The 19,703-nt window shown below is 40.4% G+C and carries 18 protein-coding genes; 6 read left to right on the top strand and 12 right to left on the bottom strand.

What is annotated here, in order from left to right; all coding sequences use genetic code 11:
- Positions 1-9: 9 nt before the first annotated feature.
- From IEE83_RS24455 to gcvT, 3 genes are all read right to left on the bottom strand, one after another.
- Positions 10-1,887 carry a hypothetical protein gene (locus IEE83_RS24455; protein WP_194123101.1) on the bottom strand — a complete coding sequence of 626 codons (1,878 nt, stop codon included), beginning with the start codon at positions 1,885-1,887 and terminating at the stop codon, positions 10-12.
- A 42-nt stretch (positions 1,888-1,929) separates the two neighbouring features.
- Positions 1,930-2,640 carry a 2-phosphosulfolactate phosphatase gene (locus tag IEE83_RS24450; RefSeq protein ID WP_194123100.1) on the bottom strand — a complete coding sequence of 237 codons (711 nt, stop codon included), beginning with the start codon at positions 2,638-2,640 and terminating at the stop codon, positions 1,930-1,932.
- A gap of 88 nt (positions 2,641-2,728) precedes the next feature.
- On the bottom strand, positions 2,729-3,811 hold the full coding sequence (gene gcvT, locus IEE83_RS24445; protein ID WP_194123099.1) for a glycine cleavage system aminomethyltransferase GcvT: 1,083 nt from the start codon (positions 3,809-3,811) through the stop codon (positions 2,729-2,731).
- 162 nt (positions 3,812-3,973) lie between these two features.
- Here gcvT and IEE83_RS24440 point away from each other — a divergent pair, with 162 nt between their 5' ends.
- Positions 3,974-5,143, top strand: a complete 1,170-nt coding sequence (locus tag IEE83_RS24440; RefSeq protein ID WP_194123098.1) for an FG-GAP repeat domain-containing protein — start codon at positions 3,974-3,976, stop codon at positions 5,141-5,143.
- Between the two features lie 20 nt (positions 5,144-5,163).
- Here the strand turns inward: IEE83_RS24440 and IEE83_RS24435 are convergent, their stop codons facing one another.
- From IEE83_RS24435 to panD, 5 genes are all read right to left on the bottom strand, one after another.
- A complete protein-coding gene (locus IEE83_RS24435) occupies positions 5,164-5,550 on the bottom strand; it encodes a DUF5618 family protein (RefSeq protein WP_194123097.1) in 387 nt (128 codons plus the stop codon).
- 135 nt (positions 5,551-5,685) lie between these two features.
- Positions 5,686-6,366 carry a zinc metallopeptidase gene (locus IEE83_RS24430; protein ID WP_194123096.1) on the bottom strand — a complete coding sequence of 227 codons (681 nt, stop codon included), beginning with the start codon at positions 6,364-6,366 and terminating at the stop codon, positions 5,686-5,688.
- Positions 6,367-6,461: 95 nt separating this feature from the next.
- Positions 6,462-6,947, bottom strand: coding sequence for a D-glycero-beta-D-manno-heptose 1-phosphate adenylyltransferase (gene rfaE2 / locus IEE83_RS24425; RefSeq protein WP_194123095.1), 486 nt, complete (start codon positions 6,945-6,947; stop codon positions 6,462-6,464).
- 35 nt (positions 6,948-6,982) lie between these two features.
- A complete protein-coding gene (locus IEE83_RS24420) occupies positions 6,983-8,017 on the bottom strand; it encodes a lysylphosphatidylglycerol synthase transmembrane domain-containing protein (RefSeq protein ID WP_194123094.1) in 1,035 nt (344 codons plus the stop codon).
- A 48-nt stretch (positions 8,018-8,065) separates the two neighbouring features.
- Positions 8,066-8,416: an aspartate 1-decarboxylase gene (gene panD / locus IEE83_RS24415; protein WP_194123093.1), complete on the bottom strand. Its 351-nt coding sequence runs from the start codon at positions 8,414-8,416 to the stop codon at positions 8,066-8,068.
- A 328-nt stretch (positions 8,417-8,744) separates the two neighbouring features.
- Here panD and IEE83_RS24410 point away from each other — a divergent pair, with 328 nt between their 5' ends.
- A complete protein-coding gene (locus IEE83_RS24410) occupies positions 8,745-10,217 on the top strand; it encodes a Gfo/Idh/MocA family protein (RefSeq protein ID WP_194123092.1) in 1,473 nt (490 codons plus the stop codon).
- A gap of 67 nt (positions 10,218-10,284) precedes the next feature.
- Here IEE83_RS24410 and panC read toward each other — a convergent pair whose 3' ends face one another.
- Positions 10,285-11,127 (bottom strand): pantoate--beta-alanine ligase, encoded by an 843-nt coding sequence (gene panC, locus IEE83_RS24405; protein ID WP_194123091.1) that lies wholly within the window; start codon positions 11,125-11,127, stop codon positions 10,285-10,287.
- A gap of 228 nt (positions 11,128-11,355) precedes the next feature.
- Between panC and IEE83_RS24400 the strand changes: the two genes are divergently transcribed.
- The 4 genes from IEE83_RS24400 (at position 11,356) to IEE83_RS24385 (ending at position 15,860) form a co-directional block, all read left to right on the top strand.
- A complete protein-coding gene (locus tag IEE83_RS24400; protein WP_194123090.1) occupies positions 11,356-12,162 on the top strand; it encodes a glycogen/starch synthase in 807 nt (268 codons plus the stop codon).
- Positions 12,163-12,467: 305 nt separating this feature from the next.
- Entirely contained in the window at positions 12,468-14,306 is a 1,839-nt protein-coding gene (glmS, locus tag IEE83_RS24395) for a glutamine--fructose-6-phosphate transaminase (isomerizing) (RefSeq protein WP_194123089.1), read from the top strand.
- A gap of 170 nt (positions 14,307-14,476) precedes the next feature.
- A complete protein-coding gene (gene gldD / locus IEE83_RS24390) occupies positions 14,477-15,070 on the top strand; it encodes a gliding motility lipoprotein GldD (protein WP_194123088.1) in 594 nt (197 codons plus the stop codon).
- A 73-nt stretch (positions 15,071-15,143) separates the two neighbouring features.
- Positions 15,144-15,860 (top strand): hypothetical protein, encoded by a 717-nt coding sequence (locus IEE83_RS24385; RefSeq protein ID WP_194123087.1) that lies wholly within the window; start codon positions 15,144-15,146, stop codon positions 15,858-15,860.
- 6 nt (positions 15,861-15,866) lie between these two features.
- On the opposite strand, the gene IEE83_RS24380 is transcribed toward IEE83_RS24385, so the two are convergent.
- From IEE83_RS24380 to IEE83_RS24370, 3 genes are all read right to left on the bottom strand, one after another.
- On the bottom strand, positions 15,867-16,655 hold the full coding sequence (locus IEE83_RS24380) for an SDR family NAD(P)-dependent oxidoreductase (RefSeq protein WP_194123086.1): 789 nt from the start codon (positions 16,653-16,655) through the stop codon (positions 15,867-15,869).
- A gap of 352 nt (positions 16,656-17,007) precedes the next feature.
- Entirely contained in the window at positions 17,008-17,574 is a 567-nt protein-coding gene (locus IEE83_RS24375) for a transposase (RefSeq protein ID WP_194123085.1), read from the bottom strand.
- Positions 17,575-17,814: 240 nt separating this feature from the next.
- Positions 17,815-19,533, bottom strand: coding sequence for an IlvD/Edd family dehydratase (locus IEE83_RS24370; protein WP_194123084.1), 1,719 nt, complete (start codon positions 19,531-19,533; stop codon positions 17,815-17,817).
- Between the last annotated feature and the right edge of the window lie 170 nt (positions 19,534-19,703).

Below are 19,703 nucleotides of genomic sequence, written 5' to 3'. Positions count from 1 at the left end.
TTTAAGAAATTATTTATCAACAGTTACTAGCGCAGACCCCATACTTGTCCCGGTTCCGCAGCCACTTTTTAATGAACTGATGGTATATTCCGTAGTGGCTGCCGGTGTTACAGTGATTAAATACGGATTCAGGAATGTTCCATTAACCGCAGTTCCGTCTGATAAAGTGAATGACCATGGCGGTAATCCATTTTTAAATTTCAATTGAATTCTTGTCGATCTTCCGGCAGCGATAAAGGCTTTACCCGTTACTTCTCCAACAGCTTTGTTATTCGGAATAACTTTGATTTCCTCAACCTTACTGGATACTGCCGGAGAAGAAGAAATAATCCTGATTTTTTGCGTGCGAATCGTGTCTCCCTGAGAAACCGCCGGGGTTACTTTTGCGGTAAAAGTAGTTGCAGTTACTGTTGTTGGTAAATCAACAAATCTTCCGTTTTTATCAGTAATCTGCACAACAAACCGGTTGGTTGCAGAATATCTTCCAATTGTTTTATATGGAATTTCAATACTACTTCCTGCGCAAACAATCGACTGCGGAAGTTTTTCCATCGTAATACTTGCGGGTGGCGTTGTTACAGTAACTTTTGCACGGCCTGAGAATTTCCCAACACCACAAAGTCCTCCGGCAGAAGTGATTTGAAAATTAGTATCGTAATAAGGTTTCACCGTGATTTTATGCGGTGAATCCATAATGTTGTTTTCGTACGTTCCATCCGATAAAAGCACAAACCAGGGGCCTCCGCCGTCAAAACGGACTGACAAATCACCAGAACCATTTTCAGGCAAGTGTAATGAATCCCTTTGCAAAGTTGCAACCGTTGGAGCCACAATCGTAATATTGGCAGTTTGACTTATCATATAAGGCGCCGAAGAGGTAACGCGCAAACGGTAATCACCCGGCTTATAAGTTGAAGGAATCTGGGCTGCTATATAACCCGTGGTATCCGGCGACGATATAGTTTTAAATGTACCGGAATGATCTGCAATTTGAACTACAAATTTATTTCCTGCCTTGAATTTCCCTGTTGCGCTGAAAGGAACCTGAAATGGAATCCCTGTACAAACGCGAACCAATTTGTCAACTTCTTTCAGTTCAAGTTTTGGTTCAGGATTGTCATCAACATTAACAATCGGTTCCCCTGTACTCACACCGCTACCACAAGCGTTTGACACACCAATAATCCGGTATGCTTTAACATGCGCCGGTTTCACCGACATGTAATATGGATTGGACATCGTTTGAACCGTCGTGCTATCTGAAAGCCTGAAAGTCCATGGTGCACTTCCTTGTAAATTAATACGTAGCTGTGCTTCTTTTCCCGGCATGATTCGAATAGCCTGTGTACCATCAGCAACTTCAATTCTTGCTGTTGGAGTTTGTAATAAACGAATGGGAACTTCCTGACTTTTTACAACGGGAATGGTACTTAAAATCTGCAATTTATAAACCTCCCCACCAATTTTATAAGAAGGAATAACAGCTCTTATGGGGCTGGTCTTGGATGGCAAAGAGATTGGTATGGACTTTCCTGCCGGATCAATAATGTGTACAATAAAATTGTTGTCTGCGTCAAAAGGACCTTCGGTTACGAAAGGAAGCGTTATGGTTGTACCAGGACAAACTTGTATGTAAGACAAATCATCTGCAATAATTTTATACGCGTAAACGGTATCTCCGGCTGCTTTTGCCGCTTTTAAGACCTGTTCTTCTGCTTCTTTTTCTGACAGCGTATCAGCAGCTACCGGTTTTAGTTTTTTACCTTTTTCGTCAACAGGATTTGTCAGCGTAGTATCCGACTGCGGTTCGGAAGGAATTTCCTGAGCCTGAACCCACGTTATACTTAACAGCAATCCAAGAAAAGCAATGATGAAGAATTTTGACATGTATAATTGTTGAAACTTATTTTTACAAAATTATTGAACCGGTTAGTTCATTGCAACCAGCGTCGTTCCTCTCAAAACCGGAACTACATCATAAAGATCTGTCTGTAAGCAATAAGCGATATCCTTAGAAATGCCCAGTCGCTGTAATCTTCTTACGTGGGAAGAATTGGAAACAGCTGAAAGCAAGTTTTCACGGCTTTGATTATAAAGTCTTTGCGCCATCAGTGTGCCATCTTCTCTTAGCATAAACTGATCCTTCAATGCCTCTGCCAAAGCGCCTGCGAACAAAGTATCTTCAAGATTTGGTCTGCCTTTCCAGCCTGCGCAAAGTACGAGCACATCATATTGTTCAGATCTTAAATGATTCGCCAAAGCTCCCAGATTTAAGAAAGCGCCAACCATTACTTTTACCGCGGAGGCTCTCGCTTTTGCAATGGATAACGTTCCGTTGGTCGTTGTCATTGCAATTTCAGATCCAATTAATCGCTCGTTCATATAACTGAACGGGGAATTATCCAGGTCAAATCCTTCTACTTTATGAGCATCCCTTTCGGCTGCGGCAATAAATCCTCTGTCTTGTAAAAGTTTACATTCTTCTATTGTTGCTACGGGCGTTATACTTTTTACGCCATAAGCAAGTCCTGTTACCATGCAGGAAGTGGCGCGGAAAATATCGGCAACAACAACGATTGAATTATCAAGTTTATGTAAATGCAATAAATCGGGGGTAAGGCAAACATCAAGGTGCTTCATACAATCTACTAAACAGAAATATTGGTATTAAAATTGAGACAAAAATAGATTGCCGGATTGAATTTTCAATCCGGCAAGAAATAGTATATCAGCCTTTTACAAAAGGTAGTTTTACAACTTTTGCTTTCAAAAGGCGGTCTCTCACCTTAACGAAAATTTCTGTTTCCGGTTTGCTGTATGCAGTTGGAACATAACCTAAGCCAATTCCTTTTTGTAAAGTTGGAGATTGTGTTCCGGATGTTACATCGCCCAATTTATGTCCTTCGGCATCACAAAGCTCATAATGTCCACGAGGAATTCCTCTGTCGATCATTTCAAATCCTACCAGTTTATTTTTCAAACCAGCTTCTTTCTGACTTTTCAGATTATCAGAATTGATAAAATCTTTTGTGAATTTGGTAACCCAGCCAAGGCCAGCTTCCAGCGGAGAAGTTTTGTCGTCAATATCATTTCCATATAAACAAAAACCTTTTTCCAGCCGCAAAGTATCACGTGCACCAAGTCCGACAGGCTGAATAATAAATTCACTTCCAGCTTCAAAAATGGCATCCCACATTTTTTTTGCGTCTTCGTTTTTGATATAAATCTCAAATCCGCCCGCGCCGGTATAACCCGTCGCCGAAATAATGACATCTTCAATTCCTGCCATTGTGCCAACCTGAAATGTATAATAATCCATGGCCGACAAATCAACAGTCGTTAATTTTTGCAGCGTCGCAGTAGCATTTGGGCCCTGAACAGCCAAAAGACATAATTCGTCAGAAAGGTTTTTCATTTCAACACCTTCCGTATTATGGCTTTGAATCCAGTTCCAGTCTTTTTCTATGTTGGAAGCGTTTACAACCAAAAGATATTCTTCTGCATTGTAACGATAAACAAGCAAATCATCCACAACACCGCCATCAGCATTTGGCAAATAGCTGTATTGTACTTTTCCGTCAAATAGCGCCGAAGCGTCGTTGGACGTTACTTTTTGTATCAGATCAAGGGCGCCCGGACCTTTAACACTAAATTCCCCCATGTGTGACACATCGAAAACACCTACGTTATTGCGGACCGTGTGATGCTCTTCCATATCAGAAGAATAGCGCACTGGCATCTCAAAACCTGCAAAGGGTACTATTTTGGCACCTAACTCAACGTGGACCTGGTGTAGGGGAACGGTTTTCATAAAATGGTTTTTGGTTCTCTGTAAACTACAAAAGTATGAAAAGCAGACCAAAGCGAAGCAAAAATGTGTGTTTTGAAATGCAAGAGGTAATGTTTTTGAAGTATATTGTGAAAAAGTAGGCTTTATGAGCTCTTCCTGGCATTGAAATTGAAAAATTAATCTATGAAAAAACAAATATTATCCTTCGTTCTCATTTTACTTTTCCATTTTAAATCTAACAGTCAGACGGCTACATTTAAAGGAGAAGTGATTGATGGCGAAATCAGCATTGGTTATGGGGTGACGACAGGAGATGTGGACGGTGATGGAAAACCTGATATTTTGCTGGCGGATAAAAAAGAAATTGTTTGGTACAAAAATCCAGGTGAAAAAGCTGCAACGTGGATACGTTATGTCATTGCAAAAGATCTTACGGAACAGGATAATGTATGTATCGCCGCAAGGGATATTGATGGAGACGGAAAGGTGGAAATTGCGGTAGGTGCACAATGGAATCCTTCTGAAACAAAAAATAACAAATTATCGGGGGCTGTATTTTATTTGTCTCCAACGGAGGACAGAACAAAACTTTGGGAGCCTGTGCGTTTACATCATGAAGTGACTATTCACAGAATGCAATGGGTGAAACGGGAAGACAATACTTTTCAGTTAATCGTTTTGCCGCTGCATGGAGAAGGAAATGTGAATGGAGTGGGAGCGGGCGTAAATATGATCGCTTTCGATGTGCCCGAAAATCGAAAGGGATTGTGGGGTTATAATCTGATTGAAACAAATATGCACATGACGCATAATTTCCAACCAATGGAAGTTCCTGGCCGTTTTGTTGGATTAGCTGTTGCAAGTAAAGAAGGTGTTCAGGTATTTTTAAATGGCGTGGGTGGATGGGCGCCTTCGGGAAACTGGATGATTCCGGGACAAGGAGTAGGAGAGATCAGAATGGGCAGTTTGGGTAAAAATCAGCTTTTTTCGACATCGGTTGAGCCAATGCATGGAAATTCTCTGGTGGTTTATTCAAAAGATAACAGAACTGTTTTAACGGATAAAATGAAAGAAGGACACGCATTAGCCTGCGCAGATTTTTTCGGACAAGGCCGTGATCAGATTGTTGTGGGCTGGCGAAATCCAAATGTGGCGGATCAGATGGGCGTAAGAATGTTTGTTGGTATGGATGCGGAGGGGAAAAAATGGCAGGAATATTCACTGGATGATAAAATCAAAATCGCTTGTGAGGATTTAACGACAGCCGACCTGGATGGAGATGGAGATCTGGATGTTATAGCTTCCGGCCGCTCGACGCATAATGTTGTGATTTATTGGAATCAGCGGAAGTGAGTTGTGGATTAAATAAGAAGTTAATTTTTGAATTTCTGAATTCTGGTTTCTGTCCAGCTAATAATATTTTCAGCTTCTTTTAATCCAATTGCGGCAACTTTGGCATTTTGAGCTCCCTCATAACCCATAGACAAGTGAAGTATTTCATAAACATTTGCAAAAGCACCGGTCATTTTCTTATCAATTGTTGATAATTCGTACTGATACCATTCTACACTCTTTCTGGTTGACTTTTTCTTATTGCCCAATAAAATATCCAAAGCTAATAACACACCAGTGCAAGCTGTATGACCAGCCATTTTTACATATTTTTTATCCTGATAACGGCCATCTTCCTTTTTTGCCTTCTCACTTAATATTTCTTTGGCATTAGCAATATGTCGGCGGGCTTCTGATATTGAATCCATTAATTACTTTATTGTTTTACGGGATTTTAATTTTATAGTTGATGCAGTAAAACAAATATACCTAAACAAAAAAGAGAAGTCAACTTACAAAAAGCTGACTTCTCTCAATATTCAAACTTTGATTAAAAAATCAAATTAATCTCTTCTGCCCATTAGAATGGTTACGTAGTAAAGCAAAGTGGCTAAGGAACCGATTGCTGCTACAAGATATGTTCTTGCTGCCCATTTCAAGGCGTCAGCAGCCATGATATATTCTCTTTCGTTTACCACTCTGTTTTGCTGAATCCAGGCCAAAGCTCTGTTACTCGCGTCGTATTCAACAGGAAGTGTAATGAACGTGAAAAGCGTAGTAAGTGCAAATAATGCAACTCCGATTGTCAATGGAAGTGGTGTTGTGTTCAGTAACAAAATACCTCCCAAAATCACCCACTGCATATAACGGGATGAAATGCTTAGAAACGGAACCATCTTTGAACGGAATTGCAGCCATTTGTAAGCCGTTGCATGCTGAACAGCGTGCCCACATTCGTGAGAAGCTACCGCTGCTGCCGATACACTGCGTCCATGAAATACATCAGGACTCAGATTTACTGTTTTATCTTCCGGATTATAATGATCAGTAAGTTGTCCTTCAACGGAAACAACCCGAACATCATAAATTCCGCTATCTCTAAGCATTTTCTCAGCGATCTCGCGGCCGCTCATTCCGTTGCTTAGTCCAACTTGTGAATATTCTTCAAACTTACTTTTCAAACGCCATTGAACGTAAACGCTAATGAGCATGACAAGTATACCAATTACATATGCACCCATCATATCTTTTTCTCTTTTATAGTTGTTATGAAAAATTAAATTTCAATACTTAAACGGAGCGATCGATATTAGTCACTTATGTAAAAAATATTTTAATCTTAATATCCTTGTTTAATCTTCTCGATCACCGCGGAAGTTGAATATCCTTTGACAAGTGCTATCGTTTTTACCTCTCCTCCATTACTAAGAACAAAATCTGCGCCAGCGATATTTTCGACTGTATAATCGTCACCTTTTACCAAAATGTCAGGTTTTAGCGCCTCAATCAGCTCACTTGGCGTAGGTTCGTCGAACAAAATGACAGCATCTACAAATGACAAAGCTGCCATCAAACGTGCGCGGGCATACTCATTTACAACAGGGCGAAGCGGACCTTTTAAGCGGCTTACCGATGCATCTGTATTGAGTCCGAGTACCAGTCTTCCTCCCAAAGCATGCGCTTTTTCCAGGTAATCAATATGTCCTAAATGTACAATATCAAAACAGCCATTGGTGAAAACAACTTTCTGGCCTGCTCTTTGCCAATCTTCAATCAGCGTTTTTGCTTCTTCAATGCGTACGATCTTACTTTCTGTCGCGTTCATTCTCAAATAATATTTTTGGTTTTAGGAAAAATGGATTAATTATTTGTAACTGCTGCAACCGGTTCGTCGGTTGCTTTATTCTGAACTAGTACGAACAAGAATGCAAAAGCGCCTACTACCAGCATAAATAACATTTGCGTACCGTGAATAAAAGTTGCCAAAGTAATACCATCTTTTTGTGTCAAACCATACAGAACCATTACACTTCCAACCAGTAAATGATATGCTCCGATTCCTCCCTGTGTAGGTGCCGTCATACCGATTGACCCAACTACCAGCAAAGTAAGTCCGGCTAATAATCCCAGTTGAGAAGTCTCCGGAATGCAAAAGAAAAGAACATAAGAAACCAGATAATAGAAAATCCAGATCATAGCTGTGCTCAGAAAAAATAAGCCAGGATTTTTTAATTTTCTTACACTCAGCAAACCTTCCAGCATTCCTTGCAGAAAGCCTACAATCTTTTGAACAATCGCATTTTGCATCAATTTATCGCGAAGCGCACTGCTTCTTAAAATGACGATCAAAGCAATAATTCCTGCCAGAAAAAAAATACCTCCAATAATCAGAAAGACATTAGGGCCAGTTTGCGGCTGTCCGCTTCCCTGAATTTTACTTTGAAACATTTCTGTAAAAAAGCTGCTGAGGCGATCAAATTCCAGAATGAAATTTAAACCAATAAGACCTAAAAGAATGATCACGTCAAAAATCCTTTCTGCAACGACAGTACCAAAACTAAGATTTACAGGAATTTTTTCAAGTCTGTAAAGTGTACCGCAGCGGGTTACTTCACCCATTCTTGGAACGATATAGTTGGCAAAATAGCCAGTCAACACAGATACTGTACTGTTCAAAAGTTTTGGTTTATAACCCAAAGGCTCCATCAGCATTCCCCAACGCCAGGCGCGGGTAATGTGTGCAAATATTAGAAGTACACAGGAAAGCGCTATCCAACGCCAATCGGCCTGAGCGAATCTTTTAAGCATATCATCAAGATCGATATCCTTAAAAACGAACCAGATCAAACCACCCGCCAGTCCCAGCGAGATAATGTAGCGTAGTGCGCTTTTCATTTTAATAAATTTCGGTTTTGAATAATTTGACAGGCTGGCAGCTGATAACTAAGATACCAGCTGATTGTTATGGTCAGGAAAAACAACCAAAGGTTTGTAAGATTTTGCTTCCTCGGGAGTCATGCTGGCATACGATATAATGATAATGATATCACCAATCTGTACCCTGCGGGCTGCTGCGCCATTAAGGCAGATCATTCCGCTATTGCGTTCTCCTTTAATTACATACGTCACAAAACGTTCTCCATTATTATTATTAACAATGTGAACCTGTTCATTTTCAAGTAATCCGGCTGCATCCATCAGGTCTTCGTCGATGGTGATACTTCCTACGTAATTTAATTCTGCCTGAGTCACCTTAACACGGTGAATCTTGGACTTCATGATGGTTAGTTGCATTACTCAGTTCGATGAGTGAAATTTTATTGTGAATGCGTGGAAATTCCGCAAAGTTAAAGGAATTATACACACCCTTCAAAACATAACCGTTTTATGGGTAGTTCCAATTGTGAATAGTATTCCAATACGGCATACTGCCGGGCATTTTACCACAGGAATATTTTAGAACCGGATAAATTTATTTAAAATTGTAATGGTGAAATAATGAGAAAGAATAGTACTATATAGCCGAACGTTGGTATATTTAAGCGCTGATTGTTTCCATTCAGTAAGAATTAGTCCAACTACGCTTTTGACTATTATTAATCTTATTTAAGACCAAAACCCGATGAGTACAGAGAATAAACCAAGCGGTGTAACGCGCCGTGACTTTCTTCAGAAAACTACCGCGGCGGCAGTGGGAAGTTTTTTTATCGTTCCAAGGAACGTACTGGGTAAAGGATTTATCGCTCCTAGTGATAAATTGAATATTGCCGGTATTGGTGTTGGCGGTAAAGGATTTTCGGATACCAACAATGCATGGAATAAAGGTGCTGAAAATCTGGTAGCACTTTGTGATGTTGACTGGAACCAGGCAAAAAAGAATTTTGAACTTCATCCGGATGCCAAGAAATATAAAGATTTCAGACGCATGTTTGATGAAATGGGCAAGGATATAGATGCAGTAACAGTTTCTACAACGGATCATATGCACGCGATCATCGCAATGGCGGCGATGCAAAGAGGAAAACACGTATATGTGCAAAAGCCTTTGACACATGATATTTATGAAGCGCGTATGCTTACGGAGGCTGCGAGAAAATATAAAGTGGTGACCCAGATGGGAAACCAGGGTGCTTCCAATCCTGCACAAAACCAAATGAAGGAATGGTTTAACAAAGGTCTTATCGGTAATGTGCATGAAGCGCACGTTTGGACAAACCGTCCGGTGTGGCCGCAGGGAATTCCTGTTCCGACTGCAAAAATGCCAACGCCGGAAGGACTTGACTGGGATCTTTGGGTTGGTTCCGCTCCCTGGGTTGACTATAATCCGGCATGGCATCCATTCAAATGGCGTGGATGGTGGAATTTCGGAACGGGTGCTTTGGGAGATATGGGATGTCACCTAATTGACCCTGCTTTCAGAACATTAGGGCTTGGTTATCCAACTGAACTTGAATGTAGCGTAGGGCAAGTATTTATCAAAGATTGGGACGCTGAGTATATTCCTGAGGGCTGTCCGCCATCGGCGAGAGTTCAGTTGAAATTCCCAGCCAATAAGGTTAATAAATCAGCAGTTACACTAACATGGCATGACGGAGGCTTACGTCCGTTCCATCCCGATTTGATTCCTGCTGATGAACCACTTGGAGAACCAGACAGCAGCAATGGTGTTTTATTGATCGGCGAAAAAGGTGTGATGACTTGCGGAACGTATGGTAAAGCACCAAAAGTTTACTTGAAAAATGGTACAAAACTGGAATATAAGGAAGGTGATTTTGGTAACAAATACACACCGATGCCAGAATTCGGTCACCATGTTGCATGGTCTGATGCTTGTAAAGCTGGTTACCAAAGCAAAGAACACAAAGCGTTGACTTCTTCTTTTGATTATGCTGGTCCGCTTACTGAAACCGTAATTATGGGTAACCTTGGTATCCGCAGCTACAACCTTCGCCAGGCAAGAGCTGATGGAAAAGGTTTTGACTTCCCTGGACGCAAAAAATTGCTATGGGATGGTACCAATATGAAAATTACCAACTTTGACGAAGCGAATCAGTTTGTGAAACGCACATACCGCGGAGATTGGAAATTGGAATAGGATCAATTTTGCTATAAAACAGAAAAAGCCTCGGAAGAGGCTTTTTCTGTTTTATAGCAAACCGGAATTAAAAAACAATATTATCAATTAACCGGACCGGCCCTAAAAAGGTAGCGATACAAAGTGCCGTTGTATTGGCAACACCAATGGTATGAATGGGCTGTAAAGTTTTAATATTTACAACTTCAAAATAATCCAGTTCAAAACCGGCAAGTACCAGAAATTCGCGTTGTACGGATTCTTTTGTTTCTTCAATATCAATTCCTGCCAAAATCTTTTCTTTGGCATCCAGCAGTATTTTATAAATGATCGGCGCGTGGGCTCTTTCTGCTTCACTAAGTCTTCTGTTTCTTGACGACATAGCTAAACCATCATTTTCTCTTACGGTTGGACAAACAATCAATTCAAGATTGAAAGACAAATCTGCAACCAAACGTTTTACAACCGTTACCTGCTGCAAATCTTTCTGACCAAAATAAGCTCTGTTTGGCTGGACAATATTGAACAACTTGGAAACTACGATTCCTACGCCGTTAAAATGGCCAGGACGAGAAGCGCCTTCCATTACCGTTTCAAGCAATCCGAAATTCATGGTAAGCATTGTCTGCTCAGGATACATTTCATCGACTGTCGGTGCAAAAACGGCTGAACAGCCAGCATCTTCCAGCATTTTGCAATCCTCTTCCAAAGTCCTGGGATATTTGGCGAGATCTTCCGGATTGTTAAACTGTGTGGGATTTACGAAAATGCTGCAAACAGTAATGTCATTTTGTTTTGCGGCAGTTTCGATTAGGGATATATGTCCTTCATGCAGCGCACCCATGGTTGGGATCAGTCCAATACTTTTATTTTGGAGGCGTTGAACAGAAAGAAAATTTTTTAGGCTATGAATTGAAGTAAAAACTTCCATGAAAGGTATTTATAGATTAGAAGACGCCGGATTCGTTACAAACTGACTTTTTTCAGCTTTGTTGGTAAATATGTGAATTCCGGCCTTTTCGCGGGGGTTTCTAAAATATTTGGCATAAATACGGCCAAACTCTGCGCAATATTACAATTAGTTTTTAATTTCTATTGAAATCCCGGTTTTTTTTATGTAATTTTGCAAAACTTTTTTTCACAAACTGCTAAATATCTAATGGACAAACTACGAATTTTGTATGTAGCCAGTGAAATCAATCCTTTTCTCCAAACCACAGATGTTGCGGATTATGTTAGAAGATTACCGCAAGCAATGCAGGAACGTGGCGCAGAAATCAGGATTTTGGTACCTCGATTTGGTCTAATCAATGAGCGTAAAAACAGGCTTCACGAAGTAGTTCGATTGTCAGGAATTAATATTACGGTTGGCGATGAAGAAAAACCGCTGATCATCAAGGTAGCCTCCATTCCAAACGCCAAATTACAAGTTTATTTTATAGATAACGATGACTATTTTCACCGTAAATCTGTATTCTTCGATAAGGAGAATAATTTCTACGATGATAATGATGAGCGTGCGATTTTCTTTTGCAAAGGTGTTCTTGAAACTGTGAAAAAACTTGGATGGGCACCGGACGTTGTACATTGCAACGACTGGATGACTGCTTTAATCCCAATGTACCTTAAAACTACGTATCGTAATGATCCGATGTTTAAGGACACAAAAAGTGTATTTACAGTACACAACAATGCTTTTGATTATAAATTTGATGCTGATTTGATGAGCAAAGCAAAAGCAATCGATGTTAGTGACGAAGCACTTTCGCATCTTCACTCAGCGGATTTTGAAGGTTTTGTTAAAATCGGATGTGCGTATGCTGATGCGGTTGTTAAAGCCGAAGAGCATTGCAGCGACAGCCTTAACCAGATTTTTAACGAAGCTCCAAAGCGTGTTGAACTGGACGAGGAAGACGAAAAATTCTCTGAATCTTATTACAATCTGTACACAGATTTGATGAGCTAAAATAGACAAACGAATTTATAGATGGCGGCCAGAAACTGGTCGCCATTTTTTTTGTGCTTTACTTTTTTATTTCAATGGAAGAAAAATGAGTTGTAAGGGGAAATTTCCAGATCATCATGGAATGTTTATATATCGAATTTTTAATATTTTTTAAGATATAAATCCTTCATTATGAATATCATAGTGTGTGTTCGAACACTCTACCAAAATTGGATAATTTTTAGGATTTAGTTTGTTATCTAGTTTCTGTTGCTATTTATTTGCAGTCAATACTATACATACATCCCAATAAAAATTAAGAAAATATGTGCGGAATTGTTGCTTATGTAGGGAGCAGAGAGGCCTATCCATTAATTATCAAAGGCCTTAAACGTCTGGAATATCGCGGTTATGATAGCTCTGGCGTCGCCTTGATGGAAGACTCTGAATTGAATATTTATAAGAAAAAGGGGAAAGTTTCTGACTTGGAAACTCAACTGAATGGTAAACAATTAAAATCAACCATCGGGATAGGACACACGCGTTGGGCGACACATGGAGAGCCAAACGATGTAAATGCGCATCCGCATTTTTCTAATGATCACAAACTGGCCATTATTCATAATGGTATTATTGAAAACTACGCTTCGATCAAACAAAATCTGGTAACAAAAGGACACGTTTTCCATAGTGCAACGGATACAGAAGTGCTGATTCATTTTATTGAAGATATTCAGAAAGAAACTGGAAAATCTTTGGAAGAAGCGGTAAGACTTGCGCTTTTAGAAGTTGTTGGTGCCTATGCGATAGTCGTAATGTCCGTAAATTTTCCGGATCAGTTAATTGCTGCAAGAAAAGGAAGTCCTCTGGTAATTGGAATCGGTGAAGATGAATTTTTCTTTGCCTCTGACGCCACTCCGATTATTGAATATACAAAAGATGTGGTTTATCTGGATGATTATGAGGTCGCTGTGATTCGTGATGGCAAGCTGAGTATTCAAAATCTTGATAACACCCTAAAAGTACCGTACATCCAGAAACTGGAAATGGAACTGGAAACCATCGAAAAAGGTGGTTATGACCATTTCATGATCAAAGAAATTTTTGAACAGCCGCGTTCCATTGCGGATAGTATGCGGGGGAGATTGAGAGCTTCGGATGCACATTTGCAACTCGGCGGTCTGGCTGATTATATTGATGAACTTGCTGTCGCTGATAGAATTGTCGTAGTCGGCTGCGGAACTTCCTGGCATGCAGGATTGGTCGCTGAATATCTTTTTGAAGAACTGGCAAGGGTTAACGTCGAGGTGGAATATGCTTCAGAATTCCGTTACAGAAATCCGGTTATCAAGAAAAATGATATTGTTATAGCCATATCTCAATCCGGTGAAACGGCTGATACGCTGGCTGCTATCGAACTGGCGAAATCCAAAGGTGCCACAATTTTTGGCGTTTGTAATGTAGTAGGTTCCTCCATTGCACGCGCTTCACATGCAGGAGCTTACACACATGCGGGACCGGAAATTGGCGTGGCGAGTACAAAAGCATTTACTGCCCAGGTAACGGTTTTGACATTAATTGCCATCGCGACGGCAAAACGAAAAGGTACCATTTCGGAAGAAACTTATCAGCAGCTTTTGAATGAACTGGAAGGAATTCCGGCTAAGGTTGAAAAGGTTTTTGAAAATGCGGCGAAGATTAAAGAAATCGCTTTCATTTTCACATATGTTCGGAATTTCATTTATCTGGGACGCGGGTTGAATTTTCCTGTCGCTTTGGAAGGAGCGCTGAAATTAAAGGAAATCTCTTACATCCACGCAGAAGGATATCCGGCTGCGGAAATGAAACATGGTCCGATTGCCTTAATTGACGAAGATATGCCGGTTGTTTTCCTGGCTACAAAAGATGGGTCTTATGAAAAAATAGTTTCCAATATCCAGGAAGTAAAAGCGCGCAAAGGCCGTGTGATTGCGATTGTTACGGAAGGCGATACGCTAATTCCGGGTATGGTTGATTTTGTGATTGAAGTACCGGAAGTTCATGAAATTCTTACTCCCCTGGTTTCAGTTATTCCTTTGCAATTACTTTCTTACTATATCGCCGTAATGCGCGGAAGAAATGTTGATCAGCCAAGAAACCTTGCCAAATCGGTGACGGTTGAATAGTAAATTATTGATTTTTAGTATATTAATATAAAAAATAAGGAACTGTCGTGTTGAACGGTTCCTTATTTTTTGTTTTTGAATAACACCTTAAATCAATTATCCAAAATATTGTTTAGCTCTTTTCGTTAGCTTTGCGTGCTAAATTTCTCCCGGAAGAAATCAAAAAATCAATGCAAAACCGTTTCCCTCTTATTATACTTTTTGTTTTATTTTCATCATTTCTTTTTTCGTGTGGAAATGAGCAGCAGGCTTATGTTCCAAGGCCCAAGGGTTTTAATCGGATTGATTTGCCTGCCCAGACTTACCAAAAACTGACGGAAAAGCATCCTTATACTTTTGAATATTCCAAATCGGCAAGGGTTGTGCCTGATACTTTTGCTACGGCACAAAAGGATTGGATTTTCATTTATTATCCACAGTTTAAGGCTAATATCCAGCTGACTTATAAAGACATCAATAACGACCCGAAACGTTTGCAGGATTATATTAATGATTCTTTCAAGCTGACAGGAAAACATCAGGTTCGTGCTTCATCGATTCAGGCACAAAAACTGGTTACAACAAATGACCTCACGGCGATGATTTTTAAGATTGAAGGTGATGTTCCAAGTCCTTATCAATTCTACACGACGGATAGTACCAAGCACTTTTTACGTGGTGCGATTTACTTTTCAACGGCTACAAAAAACGATTCACTGGCGCCGGTTGTTAATTTTATTCAGAAAGATATGGTTCATCTGTTGAATACTTTGCAGTGGAGATAAAGTCAACTTTAATCTTGTAGCGAATACAGGAAGAATGTATCTTTGAAATAAATATTAACACTTCTTCATAAAAATGGCTAGAAAGCAAATCAAAAATCAGCTCCCGCTTGATTTCTCAGTTCGTGGAAATAGAATTATTCTACATTTAGGACAGGTGGAAAGCCAGAAATTTGCGAACCAGCTTTTTGACGGATTGGTTAACGGCGACTGGGTTATTGAACCAGCCGGTGAAGTTGCAGATGTATCTTATGCACAGGATATTGTACATCAGATTGGTCATAAATTACCGTATCCGGAAGGAATTAAAATAGCTCAGCTTCATAATATTGATACAACTTTCAAAGGTTTTGCCTGCATGTATCATCAAAAAGGTTGGGTGTTTGTAAATGCAGCTTCGGAAATTAACGAAAGGAATTATCATATTCATTTGCTAACAGTTTCGCTTGGTTTGCATAGCATGTATGCCAGTCCTGCTTCTTTGGCAAATCGTTCGGAGCAACTGATCTTTGATGCTTTGTTGCCATACAAAGACGTGGAAAGTTTTTTCCGTGAAGACATTCTAAAAATCCCGAGTTTCCTTGCGTCAGATATTGCAAACTTTTTCAAAGTGCCTTTTCCAATGGTTTTGAAAAGAGCGATGCAACTACGGATTATTACGGACGAACAATACCGCACTTTCATGACGGTGAAACCAGCCGCTTCTACCAAACCAAGAGAGCTTTTTATTTCCCAGGAAGGAAATATCGACGACCTGGAAGCTCAGTTATTTTCAGAAGGGTTGGAGGATTAATCCTCTTTATGTATCCAAGTTACTTAAATCAGGTAACGGACTAACAGAAGTCCAACCACCATCTACAATAAGACTTTGTCCTGTAATATGTCCTGATGAGGGAGAAAGCAGAAATAAAGCCGCATTAGCAATATCTTCACAAATCGCAGGCCGTCCCATAGGTGTGATTCCTGACCACATTTTTGGATAAGTCGGATCTGTTGTTAACGTTCTTTCCGTTAAAGTAGCGCCTGGAGCTACTGCATTTATGGTGATGCCATAAGGAGATAGTTCCAATACCAGATTTTTTGCCAGCATTTCCAGTCCGGCTTTTGTCATGGCATAAGCACCCAGAAATTTGTGTGATTGATGACCTACTACGGATGACATAAGTAAAACCCGTCCCCCTGATTTTTGCAATCTCATTTGTCTGGCCGCTGCCTGGGTTAACAAAAATGATCCCATCAAGTTGACTTCCAAAACCTTTTGAAGATTTTCTTTTGGATAATCAAAAAAGTCGCCGAAAAGCGTAATTCCCGCATTAGCCACGGCAATAGTTAATTTTCCGAAACAACTGACTGCTTCGGCAACCATGCCATCAATAATCTCGGATTGAGAAGCGTCGCCTGCAAAAGCGATACATTCTCCGCCAAGTCCACGGATTGTGTTGGCGGCCTGTGTAGCTAAATCTGCATCAAAGTCATTTAAAATTACCCCAGCTCCTTTTAATGCCAGTTGTTTCGCAATCTCAAATCCAATTCCTTGTCCCGCGCCAGTTACAATAGCGACCTGGTTATTAAATATCTCGGTACTCATAATTTTAGTGGGTTTGGTTTTATTATCACGTCTGGTGATTTGTTGATTAATCATTCAGACTTTTTATTACCCGTCGCTCATTCCGAAATCTGGCTATGGGCCACCGGTCCGACGGTTTTTTCTACCGTCGGACCGGTGGTAAAAACTATTTTATATTCGGATAGTAATTTTACTCTTTCACAGCGTGCACAATGTTAATTTCTCCAACTTTTTATTACCCGTCGGACGGCCGAAAAAAGCCGTCCGACGGGTCGCTCATTCCAAAATCTGACTAAGTGCCGCCCGTCCGACGGTTTTTTTTACCATCGTACGGGTATTAAAAACTATCTCACAGGAATAAAACATCAACTCATCAAAATATCCTCTCAACCATTTCCTCCGAAAGCACTTGCCTCGAAAGCTCCAAAAACTCATTACCATCCTCCGGAATATTCAATAACAAATGAGCCTTTTTCTGATTACATAATTGCTCCTTTCTCAACAGAGCATATTCTCGGGCTGAACTAAATTCCCACCTTTCAATTTCCTTCACCAAACCAGCCTTTACGGGATTTTGATGGATGTAATGAAAACATATTTCAGCATATACAGGATTTTCTGTTTCTAAGATCTTCGCTTTCGTATGCTGTTGAAATAACGAACCAGTTCTGTTTTCTTGTTTATTAATTGCTTGGGAATACGAGCTAAGCATGATTTGAAAGGCTTTATTAAGCTCTTTTTCTTCTGTCTTTTCTTTCGGCTCAATTAAAAAGTGAAAATGATTAGGCATGAGACAATAGGCTAATAAGTCGCAATGAGGCAAAAGATGTTTTTCTATTTTCTTGATGAAATAAAGATAGTTGCCATAGTTGAAAAATATTTTTTGCTTGTTATTCCCTCTATTGTACACATGGTAGAGTGTGTTTGGTTTGAATTCCATGAAGTGTTAGTGTGTGGTGAATTGTGAAATGCTTTTTACTTTATTATTTTTTTACTGGTTAATCATTCTGACTTTTATTACCCGTCGGACGGCCGAAAAAGCCGTCCGACGGGTTGCACCTTCCAAAATTTGGCTACGTGCCACCCGTCCGACGGTTTTTTCTACCGTCGGACGGGTATTGAAAATCTCAAAATGCTAATAAACTTATTCCTGGTCAAAGGTTTTAAGATCAACAAAAAATCAATGCGAATCCCTCGTAACCTTATCACCGGATCCACCTCTCAAAAAGTCCAGATCAGCACCAACGTGCGCTTGCATAACATGGTTGATATGAAGATTAACATAACCACGATTATAACCCATATTCAACGGTTTCCATAAAGCACGGCGCCTTTCCAGTTCTTCATCAGACACTTCCAGATTTAACCTTCTGTTCTCAACATCCAGTTCAATATAATCACCATCCTGAACCAATGCGAGCACACCGCCAACCGCCGCTTCCGGAGAAACGTGCAAAACCACAGTTCCAAAACCAGTACCGCTCATGCGTCCGTCGCTGATACGAACCATATCGATAACACCTTTTGCAAGCAATTTTTTTGGCAAAGACATATTTCCAACTTCCGGCATTCCAGGATAACCTTTCGGGCCTACATTTTTCAGCACAAGAACGCTGTTTTCATCTACATCCAGATTTGGATCATCCAATCTCGCTTTGTAATCGTCAATATCTTCGAAGACAATCGCTTTTCCACGGTGCTGCATCAGTTCAGGTTTCAATGAAGCTGACGGTTTTATAACGGCTCCGTTTACACTCAAATTTCCCCGAACAACTGCCAAACCGGTAAGATCTTTAACAGGCTCCTCCAAAGTTCCAATTACTTCATTATCAAAGCATTCTGCCGAAGCACAGTTTTCTGCTACCGTTTTACCATTGGCTGTAATCGCGTTTTGGTGCAAAAGAGAAAGCATTTCTTTTATGACAACAGGCAAACCGCCAGCATAATAGAAATCTTCCATAAAATAGCCGCCGGAAGGTTGGAGATTTAGCAGAAGAGGGATTTTCTCACAAAGCGCATTAAAGTCATCCAAAGAAAGATCCACACCAATACGACCTGCAATCGCCAATAAGTGGATAACGAAATTGGTAGAACCTCCAATCGCCGCATTCAGCATAATAGCGTTTTCGAAAGCTTCCTTGGTCAATATTTGAGAAAGACGAAGATCATCTTTCACCATTTGCACAATCCGGCGACCGGACAAATGCGCAATTACTTTTCTTCTTGAATCAGCCGCCGGGATTGCAGCATTTTCTGGTAAAGTCAAACCCAGTGACTCAACCATACAAGCCATGGTCGAAGCAGTTCCCATTACCGCGCAATGTCCCTGGCTGCGGCACATACAAGCTTCCGCTGTCGTAAGTTCTTCTTGTGAAATTTCCCCTTTGCGGTACATTTCACTAAAACGCCATACATCGCTGGTTCCAATAGTTTTTCCACGATAACGGCCCGTTAACATCGGCCCGCCGGAAACTACGATGGTTGGAATATCCACGCTGGCAGCGCCCATCACCAAGGATGGTGTCGTTTTGTCACAACCACAAAGCAATACCACACCATCAATCGGATTCGCACGGATTGATTCTTCAACATCCATACTGGCCAGATTCCGGTACAACATCGCGGTAGGTTTTATCAAAGTTTCACCCAATGACATCACCGGAAATTCAAGCGGAAATCCACCCGCTTCCCAAACACCTCTTTTCACAGATTCTGCCAGTTCACGGAAATGTCCGTTGCACGGCGTCAATTCGGAAAACGTATTACAGATACCAATTACAGGGCGTCCTTCAAATTCGTCAGCCGGATAACCCTGGTTTTTCATCCATGCTCTGTATATAAATCCGTCTTTTCCTTCTTTTCCAAACCAGCCGCGGCTGCGTAATTTATTTTCTTCCATTAGTCGCCATTGTTTATATTCGATTAGTAAAGGCAGGAAGTAGTTAAATATAATTCCATACGCCCTTTAAAAAGTAAAATATAGTATCTTCGTTAACCACGTGCCTGTTGTTACACTATGATTTGTTCAGATATTTTTCGGTTATCTTTTTCCAAAACATTAACCTGCTT

Origin of the sequence: Dyadobacter subterraneus (assembly GCF_015221875.1) — a bacterium.
GTDB lineage: Bacteria > Bacteroidota > Bacteroidia > Cytophagales > Spirosomataceae > Dyadobacter > Dyadobacter subterraneus.
Note: the sequence above shows the minus strand (reverse complement) of the source record. Positions and strands in the feature narration are given on the sequence as shown.

Excerpts from the sequence above, each read along its gene's own strand:
- IEE83_RS24450 (WP_194123100.1), bottom strand. The coding sequence starts at position 2,640 with ATGAAGCACCTTGATGTTTGCCTTACCCCCGATTTATTGCATTTACAT.
- glmS (WP_194123089.1), top strand. The coding sequence starts at position 12,468 with ATGTGCGGAATTGTTGCTTATGTAGGGAGCAGAGAGGCCTATCCATTA.
- panC (WP_194123091.1), bottom strand. The coding sequence starts at position 11,127 with ATGGAAGTTTTTACTTCAATTCATAGCCTAAAAAATTTTCTTTCTGTT.
- IEE83_RS24410 (WP_194123092.1), top strand. The coding sequence starts at position 8,745 with ATGAGTACAGAGAATAAACCAAGCGGTGTAACGCGCCGTGACTTTCTT.
- IEE83_RS24455 (WP_194123101.1), bottom strand. The coding sequence starts at position 1,887 with ATGTCAAAATTCTTCATCATTGCTTTTCTTGGATTGCTGTTAAGTATA.
- gldD (WP_194123088.1), top strand. The coding sequence starts at position 14,477 with ATGCAAAACCGTTTCCCTCTTATTATACTTTTTGTTTTATTTTCATCA.
- IEE83_RS24380 (WP_194123086.1), bottom strand. The coding sequence starts at position 16,655 with ATGAGTACCGAGATATTTAATAACCAGGTCGCTATTGTAACTGGCGCG.
- IEE83_RS24440 (WP_194123098.1), top strand. The coding sequence starts at position 3,974 with ATGAAAAAACAAATATTATCCTTCGTTCTCATTTTACTTTTCCATTTT.
- gcvT (WP_194123099.1), bottom strand. The coding sequence starts at position 3,811 with ATGAAAACCGTTCCCCTACACCAGGTCCACGTTGAGTTAGGTGCCAAA.
- panD (WP_194123093.1), bottom strand. The coding sequence starts at position 8,416 with ATGCAACTAACCATCATGAAGTCCAAGATTCACCGTGTTAAGGTGACT.
- IEE83_RS24430 (WP_194123096.1), bottom strand. The coding sequence starts at position 6,366 with ATGATGGGTGCATATGTAATTGGTATACTTGTCATGCTCATTAGCGTT.
- IEE83_RS24400 (WP_194123090.1), top strand. The coding sequence starts at position 11,356 with ATGGACAAACTACGAATTTTGTATGTAGCCAGTGAAATCAATCCTTTT.
- IEE83_RS24435 (WP_194123097.1), bottom strand. The coding sequence starts at position 5,550 with ATGGATTCAATATCAGAAGCCCGCCGACATATTGCTAATGCCAAAGAA.
- IEE83_RS24385 (WP_194123087.1), top strand. The coding sequence starts at position 15,144 with ATGGCTAGAAAGCAAATCAAAAATCAGCTCCCGCTTGATTTCTCAGTT.
- IEE83_RS24370 (WP_194123084.1), bottom strand. The coding sequence starts at position 19,533 with ATGGAAGAAAATAAATTACGCAGCCGCGGCTGGTTTGGAAAAGAAGGA.
- rfaE2 (WP_194123095.1), bottom strand. The coding sequence starts at position 6,947 with ATGAACGCGACAGAAAGTAAGATCGTACGCATTGAAGAAGCAAAAACG.
- IEE83_RS24375 (WP_194123085.1), bottom strand. The coding sequence starts at position 17,574 with ATGGAATTCAAACCAAACACACTCTACCATGTGTACAATAGAGGGAAT.
- IEE83_RS24420 (WP_194123094.1), bottom strand. The coding sequence starts at position 8,017 with ATGAAAAGCGCACTACGCTACATTATCTCGCTGGGACTGGCGGGTGGT.